The sequence below is a fragment of the Rhizobium subbaraonis genome, assembly GCF_900220975.1.
Taxonomy (GTDB): domain Bacteria; phylum Pseudomonadota; class Alphaproteobacteria; order Rhizobiales; family Rhizobiaceae; genus Mycoplana; species Mycoplana subbaraonis.
Map to the genome: position 1 here is coordinate 20708 of NZ_OBQD01000023.1, position 13429 is coordinate 34136.

A 13429-nucleotide genomic window follows, 5' to 3' on the forward strand; every position below is an offset into this window, starting at 1 on the left:
GTCAGGCAGTCCTCATCTTTTTCAGCCTCGACGGCGCATGCGCGTCGCCGACAACGTCGGGCTGCGCCTCGCGAGCGAGAACAAGGAAGAAGGTGAAAGTCAAAAGGACCGGCAATGCGAGGATGCTGACTTCGGTCAGCCCCATCACCATCATCAGCAGAACGGGCTGGTCGCGTATCGCATCCGGCCTCGTCCACATCCGCGACACGAGAACGCCAAGAAGGGTGAAGATCGGCAACGCACCCAGAAAGCCAAGATTGAAGATCGCCTGAATATACATGTTGTGGGCATTGACCGGCGCCCCCTGAAAAGCGCGCCCGACGCTTTCGATCAAAAGCGCTTCGGTTCCGCCGAATCCCCAGCCGAGAACCGGCTTTTGTGCGATCAGCTCTCCGGATACGATCCAGAGCTCGGTTCGACCGGTCAGCGTCACGACCTCGCTGATGGATCCCGTACGCGCCAGCGGTCCCAGGAGAAACGTCAGGTCCGGAAACTCGCCCACGGCGAGAAGTGCCATGGCGAAGATCAGGCCGGCACCGCCGAGGGCCGCCATCGGGCCTAGCAGCTTCCGCTCGCGCAGCGATATCACCAACCACACGACGATCGTCGCCGCGAGCATCGTGCGGCTGTCGGCGGCTATGATCGCGGCAAATCCCACCAAAAGTGCGGGTAGAAACAGCATGGCCGGCAGACGCCGGTGCCGTCTAAGCACCACCGCTAGCGTGACCAGCAGGGCAGCCTGCGCCCCCAGCACGTTGGGATGTCCGGAGAAACCGCGCAGACGGTAGACGCTTTCTTCTGCCGAAGGCGGCAGCCATGCAATGTCCGGCAGTGCGATCCCGGATATAAGCCCGATCGTCAGGAAGACGAGCAGCGTTTGCGTCAGCAGGCGTATCGTCGCCTCCGCACCCAGGACTGAGACGACGATACATGCCAGGATGAGGTAGGAGATCAGGCCGAGCGAATTGGCAGCGGTATAGGCGGGGATCAGCGACCAGGCGGAGGACGCAAAGGCCACACAGCCATATATCAGTGCCAGCACAATGGTCTTTTCCCGCAGGAACGGTACCAGCCGGCGAACGTGAAACGGGAAGATCAGGAAGACCAGCAGCCAGGCGACGAGTTTCGTCATGTTCTGCCAGTCCATGCCGCCTGTGCGGGCATAACCATCCATCCGCATGCCGAAGCTCAATCCGAAGAAGGCGAAGACGAAGAGCAGGGTGATCGCCCATTTCCGTCCGGCTGCGGCTGCGACCACGGCGACCGAACCAAAAGCGACCGCACCGAGCGCAAAGGGAAGCACAGCCGCGATCGACTGATTGGCCGAAAGCTGCGCCAGAATGAACACCGGAAAGACGCCCAGCACCAGCATCGCGCCAAACAAGATGTCGGGGACACGCCGCTCCATTCCGCCGCCGTATCCGGTTGCGTTCATGACTTCATCAGCCTGTTCAGATCACGCCGGATCGCCGATGCGTTCATGGCGGCACCGGCAAGTCCGGCCAACCCCATTGACCCGATGCCATAGAGGATCACGTTCGGAAATACTGGCTTGTCGGGCGCAATCGGCTGAGAGATGACCTCGGCATCCGGCTTGAGCGCCCCCGTGGCCATGGCCCGGGCGGCTGCACGCGTATGGGCGTCGTTCAGCAGTTCCGCATCGATGGCGGCCTGGCGCCGAAGCTGTGCCAGTTGGAACGTCGCCTTCTCTCGTTCGACCATGGCGCGCCGGATCCGCGCGACCTCGCTGATGAGACGGCTTTCCCTTTCGACCCAGTTGTCGGCCTCCACGCGGGCGCTCCGAACGATGCGATCGCGCTCGTCGGCAGCCTGCTTGAGAATGTTGCGGGACTCCGTCGACATCACCGCGAGCCGCGACATGCTCTCCGTCAGGCTTTGGTTGAGCCGCTGGATCGTGGGCGAAGCAAGCACCTCCGGCGCACTATCGAGAGTGTTGTCGGCCTGCATCCGCGCCAGCGAATCCGCCCGCGTCTGGGCATCGATGAGGCGGGCTTGTGCTGTGGCGAGTTCGTCGCTGAGGGCACGCAACTGCGCCTCGAGCGCGATCTGCTCGCCCTGATCGATCAGACCAGAACTGATCATGAATTGCTCCACCGCCGCCGACGAGTGGTCGGCCTCGCGCTGCGCCTCGTCGATGCGATCCTTCAGCAGCGCCTTCATCGCGTCCGCATTCTGCGCCTTGCGCTCGACCTGCGAGGCCAGGAAGGCGCGCACGAGCGTGTTCGTCATCGCGGCGGCCTTGTCCGGATCGTTCGAGCGGAAGCCGACGCGAACGGTGTAGGACTGCCGGTCGCGGCGAAGCACCATCTTGTCCAGGAGCTTTTCCTTCACACCGATCAGGACAACCTCGCCGCCCGAACGGTCGGTTTCGAGCGGCAGCATCTTCGGGTCTTCCCGGGCGATGCTCTCGGTGACCACGTTTCCGAACATTCCGGAGACGAACCCTGCGACCTTCGTCGCGACGCCGGGCTTGGACATGAATTCGTCATCGAAGGCCAGGCGATGGGTGTTGACCACGGCATCCGAAATGGCCTCCGAACGGAAGACGTCGAGCTCCGACAGGATGAAGCTTTCGTCCAGCGGCTGCCGGACGGCCTGGGGATAGTTCGCCTGCCCTTCCATATCCGTCGGCCTCAGCACCAGCGTGGCGGTCGATTCGAAAACCGGCGGCAGGAACGGCCAGGCGACCGCGGCCATCACCAGCACGGAAGCAGCCCCGTCGAAGAAACGTCGGACGGAATAGCGCGGCCTCGCCTCGATGGGCTCGTTCACGTGAGCCTCCGGCGCCAAGAGCATCGGCGCGGACAGCTCCGGCAGAGACTCCGGGCCGTTTGACGGAGCACGCTGGCTTGCGGGTTTGCGGGTTCGCCTTTCCATGGCACCCTCACGGTTTGCTTCTTACGAGTGAATAAAGCCTGCTACGCATCGGCCCCGAAATGAGCCTGAAGCCGGAATAGAGCGTCGTCACCATCAGGAATTCGCGCAGCGTCAGGAAGCCGGCCCTGAAGACGTGCGTGCGGAAGCGGACGTCGTTGACCAGATAGCGGAATCCGCCTCGCCGCTCGTTCAGCCCGGCGCCGGCGCGCGCGCGCACCAGCACCTTCGGAATGATGTGGAATTGCGCGCCGGCAAGCGCCAGCCGGATCCAGAGATCATAGTCTTCGAGCAGCCCGAAGCGCGAGCTGTAGCCCCCGACGGAGCGCAGCAGGTCGGCCCGGACCGCGACCGACTGGTGCACGATGACGTTGCGCCACCGCAGCGCCTTGATGATCGCATCGTGCACGGTGGGCGCGATGCGAAGCCGCACCGCCGGGCTTTCGTCATCGAACTCTTCGGCCCAGGCGGCGACGATATGCACCTCCGGATGAGCGTCGAGGTAGCGGTACTCGATCTCGATGCGATCCGGCAGGCAGATGTCGTCGCTGTCCATGCGCATGATCACCGGCATCGTGCAGGCCGTGAGGCCCGCGTTTAGCGCGGCGGCCAGTCCGCCGTTCTTCGAAAGCCGCACGACGCGGAACTCCCAGGCGCTTCCGATCGCGGCAAAGCCTTCGATCACCTGCTCCTGGTCCGCCCCGATCGGGCCGTCCACGACGAGGACGATCTGCGCGGGCGGCAGCGTCTGCGCCCGCAGGCTGTCCAGGCAGGCGGCCAGGTTGGCCGCCTTTTCCTTCATGTAGGTGGCGATCAGGACGGAGACCGCCGCAGTGACCATCGCGGTGCTTTTGGCGTGATGCCTGCCGGAGGCGCATCCGCCCTCATTCTCCGGCTGCGCGGGAAGGTTCCTGTGCATGAGCTCACTCAGCACCCCTGCGAGACCAGACCACGCCCGGTGTCCTGAAGAGGATCTTCAGGTCCAGCAGGATCGAGCGCTTCTTCACATATTCGCGGTCGTATTCGACACGGCGGTCGTAGCTGACATCGTTACGCCCGCTAACCTGCCACAGGCCGGTAATCCCGGGCAGGACGCTTGCATATTCGCCGACGTGCTGTTTGTAGTGCGCCAGTTCCGCGTTGGTCACCGGCCGCGGCCCGACCAGGCTCATTTCGCCGCGCAGCACGTTGAAGATCTGCGGTATTTCGTCGAGGCTGGTAGAGCGGAGGAACTTTCCGATCGGCGTGATGCGCGGATCGAAGCCGAGCTTCTGGCGCTCCTTCCATTCGAAACGAGCGTGTGGATGGTGGAAGAGATATTCCTGGAGGCATTCTTCCGCCCCGACGATCATGGTCCTGAACTTCAGGCAGCCGAACGGCTTCGTCTGCTTTCCGATCCTTGTATGCCTGAACAGTACAGGGCCGCCGTCGAGCGCCACGAGCATGGCGATCAGGACGAAGAGCGGGGCAAGCAGAACCATCAGCATTCCGGCGACGACCACATCAAGCGTGCGCTTGAAGGCCTGGCCGGCAGTCTCGAAGAAACCGGCATTTCGCCATGCCGGCATCGCATAGGCGAGTTTTCGCAGCTCGTTCAAAGCACCCTCCCCTTCTTGTTTTTCAAGCGGTACTGCGGAGATGCGTCTCCGCGTTCGAGCGCCCCAAGGACACCACTCGCGCCTGTCGCTTTGCAAGGAAACAGAAGGGCTACCCCTTGAGAGGGGAGCGGGAGATATACTTATTTCGGGACATAACCAGTTCGAGCATCGCGGATTGAGAACCGCGCAGGGAACCTCAACCAAATTGGTACGGCATGACCAAGCCTGGTACGCCGAATTCATCAGGCAGGATCTAACCTCGTCGAGGCCGTCCTCCCACTTAGGTATAGCTTCGGTCAAATTTTGGGGAGCATGGGCCTGCGCGATACATTAGGAAAAAACAATTGATGCAAAAATGGGCGCATGCTATAAATATTTTTCTACAGACAAATAGAAACACCCACATTAGGTATCTATAAAGTTTGTTATTTAGTATATTTTTGATTATGTATAACTTCTACGCAACTTAACTTCTCTCGTTAACTATATCGTTCTGCGTTTGACTTCGGGAGAATTCAGGCGAGCGAATGTCGCGCCATACGTGATGATCTTGGAGAGACGCATGACGCATCACATTTATATGCTTGAGACATGCCGATTATTTCGGGAGGGAACACGTATCCTGCTCGATTCGTTTGCGTTTGAAGTCGTCGGCGTGGGAGAGACGCTAGCCGATATCGGCAAGTTGCCGGATGCCGGCACATCCCTTTTGTTCATCGTGGGTACGCTCGAAGACGCCACCGCATCAGATGCCATAGCGGCCATTCTGAATCTCAATCCCAGGGCCAGGATCGTCGTTCTCGCGGACAACTACGACCCCGAGGCCGCCGACACGGCCGTCATGCTCGGGGCCAAGGGCTACCTGCACAAAGGCCTGTCGGCGGATAACTTCATCAAGGCCCTGCAGCTCATTGCTGACGAATGCTCGGTGGTCTCGGGCAGTGGGACCGGTAGCAGGAACATCACCCCGGAAGCGGACGCGAGGGTGGAAGCCGCATCGCCGCCTCCGGCAGCAGATGCCCCCGTTGCAACCGCACTCGACGAATTCGCACTGCAGACCGATCTCGGCGCTGCGCCGCAACACGCACACGCTCCACCGCCACCGCTCGGCGATGGCCGCGGTGGCCTGTCTCCCCGCCAGAAGGCGATCCTGAAGCTTGTAACCGCAGGCGCCTCCAACAAGGAGATCGCGCGCAATCTCGATATCAGCGAAGGCACCGTGAAGGTGCATATCAAGGCGATCCTGCGCAGGATCGCCGTGAAGAACCGCACACAGGCTGCCATCTGGGCGCTGGCTGCAAAGCACTCGGAACCGTGGACACGCGACAGCACCAATGATCGATGATTTGAAACCTCTTCATCGATCATTGCTGTAAGGGACGGGCGATCGCTTCCGCTGCGACGCTCGGCCGGCTCAGCGCTTCACGCAGAGCGCGGCGCGAGGGACGCCCGAGGCATCGAAGAAAAACCGGGCGCTGGAATAGCCGGTGGTCCGCGTGACCAGTGCCAGGGTCTGGCGCTCCTGCCCTTCACCGAATTCAAAGGCCAGCGCGCCACCGGGTCGCAGAAAATCGAGCGCGTCGTAGATCAGCCGCTGGTGGATCGCGATGCCGTAGGGGCCGCCGTCGAAAGCCTCACGCGGCTCGTGCTCCAGAAGGTGGGCGCGATCGGCCGTCAACCGGCCGCTGGAAATATAGGGTGGATTGCAGACGACCATGTCCACCATGCCTTCCAGGCCCTGGTGCCGGATGTTCTCGAACAGATCGCCCTGCACGACCGTGACCCGGTCCTCCAGAGAGAAGCGCGCGACGTTGCGGCGCGCAACCTCCACCGTTTCCGGCGTCAGATCGCAGGCGTAGACCCGCGCTCCTTCAATGTTGCGGGCAATTGCAATACCAAGATTACCGCTGCCGCAGCACATGTCGATCACGACGGGTTCGGCCACCCCCTGCGCCACGTGCTCCACGCAGACATTGCCCAGAAGCTCCGTCTCCTCGCGCGGCGCCAGAACGTTCGGCCCAAGCTCGAAATCCATCCCCATGAACCGGATCAGGCCGGAACCGGCGTCGACTGCACCGAAGGGAACTCCGGCGCCTGCACCCGCGCCTGCCGGCCCGGTATCCATCGTGTGATGTGACGACATGCGCAATCCTCCTAGTGCCAGCGTCTGGTGGCGGGGCTTGCCGGTTTCCAGCCATGGTCCCGTCTGGGACAGGCATCCGGCGCCAGCCCGATGTTCATACCGGGCATCACCAGCGTAAAGACGGCCGCGCCGGGGCATCAGGGTTAACCCGTACGGAAACGGCATCGCTCTCATTGGGTAGCCCGTTTGCGCCGTTGCTCGGACAGGTGGCATCGACAACACTCCAACGCCAGGCGTGAGGGACGCCAGGTGCGGGGGCACCTGTATCCACAACATCGTGCCCAGAACACGCGCCGGGAAAACCGAGCATCGCGAAGCAAAAAGCACGAAGGGACCGCTATGTGCGGAGTGATCGGATATTTCGGCGATCGAGTGCCGACCCAAGAGGCGAGGCATCTCCTGCATCGCATGGCCGTTTCCGTCCAGCACCGCGGGCCCGACGATGCCGGATTCTACATTGGCGACGGCATCGGCTTCGCCCACCGGCGGCTCTCCATCGTCGGCATCGCCGACGGTCATCAACCCATGGCGAATGTCGAGGGATCGCTCGTTGTCTGTTTCAACGGCGAAATCTTCAACTATGTCGAGTTGCGCGACATGCTGGAGGCGCGTGGCCATCGCTTCCGCACCACGTCGGATACGGAAGTCATCCTGCACCTCTATGCCGACAGGGGCGACGAATGCGTCGACCATCTGAACGGCGATTTCGTCTTTGCCCTCTGGGATGCCTCGCGCCGCCGCCTGCTGATTGCGCGGGACCGGATGGGCGTGCGCCCGCTCTTCTATGCCCGCCGCGAAAATACGCTTTTCTTTGCCTCGGAGGTAAAGGCGCTGCTCGGCGTTCCGGGCTTGAGCGCAGAAATGGATCCCTTCGCTCTGGATCAGGTCTTCACCTTCTGGGCCCCCGTCCCGCCCCGGACAATCTTCAAGGACATTTCGGAACTGCCGGCCGGCCACCTTCTCACTGCAGACGACGGCGGGATGACGGTGCGGCCCTACTGGGATATTGCCTTCCCCGACGCGGCGGAGCGCGAGGATGGTCGCGCGGAGGCCGATGTCGCAGACGAGGTGCTGGCCCTGCTCGACGATGCCACGGCGATCCGCATGCGGGCCGACGTGCCGGTCGGCGCCTATCTCTCCGGCGGCCTCGATTCCTCCATCACCTGCGCGCTCGCCAAGCCCTATGCGCAAAGTGGTCTGCGCACCTTCTCGGTCACTTTCGGCTCGCAGGAGCACGACGAGAGTTCCTACCAGCGCGAAATGGTCCGTGCCCTCGGCACCGAACATTCCTCGATTTTCTGCGGATCGGACGAGATCGCCGAAGCCTTTCCCTCTGTCGTTCTGCATACGGAAAAGCCGGTGGTCCGCACCGCGCCCGCCCCGCTCTACCTCCTCTCCCGCCACGTCCGCGACGAGGCGATGAAGGTGGTCCTGACCGGCGAAGGCGCCGACGAGGTCTTTGCCGGCTACGATATCTTCAAGGAAGCGAGGGTCCGGCGCTTCTGCGCCCGCCAGCCCGGCTCGCAGCGGCGCTGGCAGCTGTTCCGCCGCCTCTATCCCTATCTGCCGGGCCTGCAGCAGCAATCGCCGGATGCGCTTGCCGCCTATTTCGGCGCGCATGACGACGACCCCGCCGACCCACTGTTTTCGCACCGACCGCGTTTTCGCAGCACGGGTGCGGCGAAGATCTTCTTCTCCGCAGCGCTTCGCGAAGAGCTAGCCGGCTACGATGCGGCCGATGAGCTGCTGGCGCGCATACCGGCCGATTTCGCCCGCTGGCACCCGCTGCACCAGGCGCAGTATCTGGAAACCAAGTTTCTCCTGCCGGACTACATCCTGTCGAGCCAGGGGGATCGCATGGCGATGGCACATGGCGTCGAGGGGCGCTTCCCGTTCCTCGATCACAGGCTCGTAGAGCTTGCCGCCCGGATCCCGCCCGCCATGAAGCTCAAGGGCTTCGTGGAGAAGAGCATCCTGCGCAAGGCGACGGAGGGCCTGCTGCCGCCAGCGATCAACACACGCGTCAAGCAGCCCTACCGCGCCCCGGACAGCGCCTCCTTCTTCACCGGCGCCGAACCGGACTATGTCGGCCGTCTCCTCAACCGGACGGCGGTCGAGAAGACCGGGCTGTTCAATCCGCTCGCCACGGAAAAGCTGCTTTCCAAATGCCGGCGGCAGGCCAACGGCTTCCGCGACAACACGGCCTTCGTCGGCGTCCTCTCGACGCAACTCTGGCACGAAGCCTTCACGAAACGGTCTGCCTGGCAGCCCGGACACCATGAACCGTCACGAACAATCCAATATGGAGACGCATGATGGCGACCCTGAATGAAGAAATCCGAGCGTTCATCGTCGAGAGCTTCCTCTTCGGCGACACGTCCAGAACACCGGGCGACGACGATTCCCTGATCGAGAACGACGTGGTGGATTCGACCGGCATCCTCGAACTGGTCGCCTTTGTCGAAGACAATCTCGGAATTCCGGTCGCCGATGCGGAGATCCTGCCGGCCAACTTCGATTCCATCGCCAAGCTCGCAGCCTTCGTCACGTCCAAGCGCGGCGGGCTCCAGCAGGACGACGCGGCCTGATCAAGGCACCCGCGGTCCAGCGTTCCTGCCGAACGCGGCCGAAACGATAACCTTGCGAGGATCAGGCATGCGCGTCGAAGAGTTCCTGCGCAACAGCGCCCGTCTTCACGGCGAGAAGATCGCCCTGGTTGCAGGCGCGAACAGGTTGAGCTTTGGCGAGCTCGACGCGGTTTCCGACCGCCTTGCTGCAGCGCTGCAGCGGGCCGGTCTGGAGCCCGGCGACCGCGCGCTCGTCTTCATGGACAATTGCTGGGAGGCGGTGGTCTCCATCTTCGCGATCCTGAAGGCCGGCTGCGTCTTCAGCCCGATCAATTCTTCCACCAAACCGGACAGGCTTTCCTACATCCTGCGCAACTGCCGCGCCCGCGCCGTCATCACTCAAGCGAAACTGGAAGGCATCGTGGAGGCGGCGAGGCCGGGCTCGAGCGTCGATTGCGTCATTGTGGCCGGCGCCGCCGGTGAGAGCGGCAAAGATGTCATGCGCTTTTCGGACTGCATCGCAGATCCTGGAGCCACGCCCCGTCACGGCGGCATTGATATCGATCTCGCCATGCTGATCTACACGTCCGGTTCCACCGGTCGGCCGAAAGGGGTCATGATGACCCATCGCAACGTCGAGGCGGCAGCGACCTCGATCACCACCTATCTGGAGAATACGTCCGACGACATCGTCCTCAACGTGCTGCCGATCGCCTTCGACTACGGTCTGTACCAAGTCCTCATGGCAATCAAGATCGGCGCAACCATCGTACTCGAAAATTCCTTCGCCTTCCCGCAGGCGATCTTCGACACGATACTGCGCGAAAAGGTCACCGGCTTTCCGCTCGTACCGACGATGGCGGCGATGATCCTCAACATGCGCGACCTGCGCCCGGGCTTCCTGCCGGGCCTTCGCTACATCACCAACACGGCCGCCGCCCTGCCGGTGGAGCATATCGGCCGCCTGCGCCGGCTCTTTCCCGGCGTCACGCTCTATTCCATGTACGGGCTGACCGAGTGCAAGCGCTGCACCTGGCTGCCGCCGTCGCAGCTCGACGTCCGGCCCGGCTCCGTCGGCATCGCCATTCCCAACACCCAAGCCTATGTGGTCGACGACGAAGGCCGCAAGGTTGGTGCGGACGTTGTGGGCGAACTCGTCATCCGCGGGCCGCACGTCATGCAGGGCTACTGGGAGGACGAGCAGGCGACCGCACGGGTGCTTCGACCCGGTCCTCATCCATGGGAGCGCGTGCTTCACACCGGCGACCTCTTTCGCACCGATAGCGACGGCTTTCTCTACTTCGTCGGCCGTAAGGACGACATCATCAAGTCGCGCGGCGAGAAGGTCGCGCCGAAGGAGGTGGAGGCAGCGCTGCACGCCTGCCCCGGCGTGTCCGAGGCGATCGTCTTCGGCATTCCCGATCCGGTTCTCGGACAGGCCGTGCATGCGGTTGTCGTGGTGAACGATCCCGCGCTGAGCGAACAGGTCGTGATCCGCCACTGCCAGAAGAACCTCGAGGATTTCATGGTGCCCCGCTCGGTCTCGTTCACGAATGAGCTGCCGAGAACCGACACCGGCAAGCTGAGCCGCCGGCTGGCGGCAGACGAATTCAACAGACAAGAAACGGAGATGGCGAAATGAGACCGGATGCACGCATGGACGCCGCCTTCTCCGCCGAAGCGCTGAAGCTCGATCCGGCCCGCGAGGTGGCCCGCATAGCAGAAGCGCTGCGAGATCAGGTCCGCACGCGGATGCGTCGCAGGGGGCTGGTGCTGGGCCTCTCCGGCGGCGTCGATTCCAGCGTCTGCGCGGCGATCGCCGTACACGCGCTGGGCGCCAAGAACGTCTTTGCCCTCTATATGCCCGAACGCGATTCCGACCCCGAAAGCCTGTCGATCGCCCGCGAGGTCGCCGACACCTATGGCATTGCCGGAGAAGTGGAGGACATCGGCCCGACGCTGGATGCCATGGGCTGCTATCGCCGCCGCGACGCCTTCATCCGCGAGGTCGAGCCCGCCTACGGCCCCGGCTGGGCCTGCAAGGTCTCGATATCGAGCCCGCTGGAAAGCGATCACTTCGCCATCTCGACCCTTGTGCTGCAGGCGCCCGACGGCTCCATCCACCGCAAGCGCATGCCGGCCTCGGTCTATCTCGGCATCGTGGCCGCCACCAACATGAAGCAGCGCACCCGCAAGCAGATGGAATACTATCACGCCGACCGGCTCAACTATGCGGTTCTGGGTACCCCAAACCGGCTCGAGTACGATCAGGGCTTCTTCGTCAAGAACGGCGACGGTGCTGCCGACGTGAAGCCGATCGCCCATCTCTATAAGTCCCAGGTCTATCAGCTCGCCGAATATCTCGGCGTGCCAGAGCGCGTCGTCGCCCGCCCGCCCACGACCGACACCTGGTCGCTCGCCCAGACGCAGGAGGAATTCTACTTCGCCCTGCCCTACGACCGGATGGACCTGTGCCTCTTCGCCTTCAACGAGAACATACCGGCGCGGGAAGCCGCGGAAGCTGCTGGCCTGTCGCCCGATCAGATCGAGCGCGTCTGGCAGGATATCCAGTCGAAGCGCAAGACGACACGGCCTCTGCACCTGGCGCCGCTCCTCGTGGAACAGGTCTTCTGAATGCCTGGGAGCGATGTCGCGATGAACGAAAAGGTCGAAAACGAGAACCCGGACGAAAAACGTGCCCGCCGCCTCGAAAAGCTCAGGCACTGGCGCAAGGCCTGCGCCGACGAAAGCCTCGAACTGAAATCCTACAATCTCGAGCCCGGCTGCAACCCGCTGCTTCTGTTCCACGGCGACTTCGACATGGGCGGCGTCTATGTGCGAAAGCTCGCCAACGACTGCGCCCATCCCCTCATCGCCTTCGCGCCGCACGGCATGAACGACGACAACGTCAAGCCCAGCATCGAGTGGATGGCACGCGAACGCCTTGCCGACATCTTCGCGGTGCGCTCGAACGGCCCCTATCGCCTCGCCGGTTACTGCAACGGCGCGCTGGTGGCCTATGAATGTGCTCGCCTGCTGCAGGAGCGGGGCTGCACGGTAGAATTCGTCATCATGATCGAGCCTTCGTCCCTCAATGCGCGCCCGGGATACCGGCTGATCCATCGCGCGCTGTCGTCCTTCTTCCCCCCGCCGGCCGAGCGCTCGGACAAGGCACAGGAACGGCTCGGCGTGATCATGCGCAAGGTGTGGAATGCCGGCCGCGTTGCCCATCTGTCGCCGGCCGAGATCGCCGCTCTCGCCCGCAGCATGAAGGAGCGGCGGCTCAAGGAGCGCCAGCGCCTGGCCGAAGACCTGCAGTCAAGAAGTTCGAGCGAAAAACAGCTCCAGGAGCGCTATGCCGGGCTGATCCACGTCTATACCGCAGCGCTCGCCTCCTATGTCCCCCAGCCTTCCACCGTCCCGGTCGTGGTCCTTTCCACCGGGCGCGACGGCCAGGGCCGGCAATGCGGGTTATACGACGGAAAGCAATGGGGCAGGCTTGCCCGCAATTTCCGTCATATACAGATGCCGGGCCACCACTCGACCTGCCTGTCGGTCCATGCCGGGGAACTGGTCGCGAACCTGCGCTCGATCCTCGCCGCCCATCCGGCGCAGTCCGCTTGAAAAGACGAAACCATGCACGCGGCGGCAGTCTCAAGCGCGGAAGCGTGTCGCGCAAGAGTCTGAAGCCGACGACAGCGACAGGACCTGCTTCAGGATATCTCGATAATCTCGATTTCGCGGTCCCCGACGCTCATCACGTCACCGACGGCTTTTCCGAGAACGATCCTCGCCACCGGCGATACATAGGAAATCGACCCCGTTTTGGGATCGGCTTCGTCCTCCCCCACGATGCGATATTTCTGGATACGCCCGTCGTCGCGGCTGAAGGTGACAGTGCTTCCGAATGCGACGGTCTCGCGCGATTCCGGATCCGCGACGAGCTGGGCGGTGCGCACCCTTTCGGCAAGGTAGCGCACATCGCGCAACGGTCCCGCCATCTGCCGCCGCCGTTCGTTCACGTCTTCCACGACATTTGCCGCCTCATAGGCCGCGCGTGCCTGTTGCAGTTCGCGCTCCAGCGCGCTCAATCCCGTCTGCGTGACAAGGTTGGGATGGGGCGAAATCGGACGATCCGGCAGAACGGTTTCCGCGGCCGTTTCGGCACTCTCTTCCTTGACAAAGGCGACGCTCAAACCGTGGCTCCTTCAATTGCGACGGGCACC

Annotated in this window: 12 protein-coding genes; 6 read left to right on the top strand and 6 right to left on the bottom strand. The window is 63.0% G+C overall.

Annotated elements, in window-relative coordinates; genetic code table 11:
- Window position 1: 1 nt before the first annotated feature.
- The 4 genes from CRO48_RS26005 to CRO48_RS26020 all read right to left on the bottom strand — a co-directional run bounded on the left by CRO48_RS26005 (window position 2) and on the right by CRO48_RS26020 (window position 4493).
- Window positions 2-1435, bottom strand: coding sequence for an O-antigen ligase family protein (locus tag CRO48_RS26005; RefSeq protein ID WP_097142684.1), 1434 nt, complete (start codon window positions 1433-1435; stop codon window positions 2-4).
- The gene (locus CRO48_RS26010; protein WP_141402128.1) at window positions 1432-2793 is read right to left on the bottom strand and encodes a GumC family protein; all 1362 of its coding nucleotides are present in this window, start codon (window positions 2791-2793) and stop codon (window positions 1432-1434) included. The genes CRO48_RS26005 and CRO48_RS26010 overlap by 4 nt, the downstream gene beginning before the upstream one ends.
- A 112-nt stretch (window positions 2794-2905) precedes the next feature.
- The gene (locus CRO48_RS26015; RefSeq protein WP_245423673.1) at window positions 2906-3814 is read right to left on the bottom strand and encodes a glycosyltransferase; all 909 of its coding nucleotides are present in this window, start codon (window positions 3812-3814) and stop codon (window positions 2906-2908) included.
- A gap of 4 nt (window positions 3815-3818) precedes the next feature.
- Entirely contained in the window at window positions 3819-4493 is a 675-nt protein-coding gene (locus CRO48_RS26020; RefSeq protein WP_245423674.1) for a sugar transferase, read from the bottom strand.
- Window positions 4494-5055: 562 nt separating this feature from the next.
- Between CRO48_RS26020 and CRO48_RS26025 the strand changes: the two genes are divergently transcribed.
- A complete protein-coding gene (locus CRO48_RS26025) occupies window positions 5056-5838 on the top strand; it encodes a helix-turn-helix transcriptional regulator (RefSeq protein WP_097142752.1) in 783 nt (260 codons plus the stop codon).
- A gap of 69 nt (window positions 5839-5907) precedes the next feature.
- Here the strand turns inward: CRO48_RS26025 and CRO48_RS26030 are convergent, their stop codons facing one another.
- Window positions 5908-6534 (bottom strand): N5-glutamine methyltransferase family protein, encoded by a 627-nt coding sequence (locus tag CRO48_RS26030; protein ID WP_407071960.1) that lies wholly within the window; start codon window positions 6532-6534, stop codon window positions 5908-5910.
- 441 nt (window positions 6535-6975) lie between these two features.
- Between CRO48_RS26030 and asnB the strand changes: the two genes are divergently transcribed.
- The 5 genes from asnB (at window position 6976) to CRO48_RS26055 (ending at window position 12827) form a co-directional block, all read left to right on the top strand.
- Window positions 6976-8952 (top strand): asparagine synthase (glutamine-hydrolyzing), encoded by a 1977-nt coding sequence (gene asnB / locus CRO48_RS26035; RefSeq protein ID WP_097142687.1) that lies wholly within the window; start codon window positions 6976-6978, stop codon window positions 8950-8952.
- Window positions 8949-9224, top strand: coding sequence for an acyl carrier protein (locus CRO48_RS26040; RefSeq protein WP_176526904.1), 276 nt, complete (start codon window positions 8949-8951; stop codon window positions 9222-9224). The genes asnB and CRO48_RS26040 overlap by 4 nt, the downstream gene beginning before the upstream one ends.
- A 67-nt stretch (window positions 9225-9291) precedes the next feature.
- Window positions 9292-10845 carry a class I adenylate-forming enzyme family protein gene (locus CRO48_RS26045; RefSeq protein ID WP_097142689.1) on the top strand — a complete coding sequence of 518 codons (1554 nt, stop codon included), beginning with the start codon at window positions 9292-9294 and terminating at the stop codon, window positions 10843-10845.
- Window positions 10842-11837, top strand: coding sequence for an NAD(+) synthase (nadE, locus tag CRO48_RS26050; RefSeq protein WP_097142690.1), 996 nt, complete (start codon window positions 10842-10844; stop codon window positions 11835-11837). The genes CRO48_RS26045 and nadE overlap by 4 nt, the downstream gene beginning before the upstream one ends.
- A 21-nt stretch (window positions 11838-11858) precedes the next feature.
- On the top strand, window positions 11859-12827 hold the full coding sequence (locus CRO48_RS26055; RefSeq protein ID WP_176526905.1) for a thioesterase domain-containing protein: 969 nt from the start codon (window positions 11859-11861) through the stop codon (window positions 12825-12827).
- A gap of 89 nt (window positions 12828-12916) precedes the next feature.
- On the opposite strand, the gene greA is transcribed toward CRO48_RS26055, so the two are convergent.
- On the bottom strand, window positions 12917-13399 hold the full coding sequence (gene greA, locus CRO48_RS26060) for a transcription elongation factor GreA (protein ID WP_097142692.1): 483 nt from the start codon (window positions 13397-13399) through the stop codon (window positions 12917-12919).
- Window positions 13400-13429 lie beyond the last annotated feature (30 nt).

Excerpts from the sequence above, each read along its gene's own strand:
- CRO48_RS26005 (WP_097142684.1), bottom strand. The coding sequence starts at position 1,435 with ATGAACGCAACCGGATACGGCGGCGGAATGGAGCGGCGTGTCCCCGAC.
- CRO48_RS26015 (WP_245423673.1), bottom strand. The coding sequence starts at position 3,814 with ATGCACAGGAACCTTCCCGCGCAGCCGGAGAATGAGGGCGGATGCGCC.
- CRO48_RS26025 (WP_097142752.1), top strand. The coding sequence starts at position 5,056 with ATGACGCATCACATTTATATGCTTGAGACATGCCGATTATTTCGGGAG.
- CRO48_RS26030 (WP_407071960.1), bottom strand. The coding sequence starts at position 6,534 with ATGGGGATGGATTTCGAGCTTGGGCCGAACGTTCTGGCGCCGCGCGAG.
- asnB (WP_097142687.1), top strand. The coding sequence starts at position 6,976 with ATGTGCGGAGTGATCGGATATTTCGGCGATCGAGTGCCGACCCAAGAG.
- CRO48_RS26040 (WP_176526904.1), top strand. The coding sequence starts at position 8,949 with ATGATGGCGACCCTGAATGAAGAAATCCGAGCGTTCATCGTCGAGAGC.
- CRO48_RS26045 (WP_097142689.1), top strand. The coding sequence starts at position 9,292 with ATGCGCGTCGAAGAGTTCCTGCGCAACAGCGCCCGTCTTCACGGCGAG.
- nadE (WP_097142690.1), top strand. The coding sequence starts at position 10,842 with ATGAGACCGGATGCACGCATGGACGCCGCCTTCTCCGCCGAAGCGCTG.
- CRO48_RS26055 (WP_176526905.1), top strand. The coding sequence starts at position 11,859 with ATGAACGAAAAGGTCGAAAACGAGAACCCGGACGAAAAACGTGCCCGC.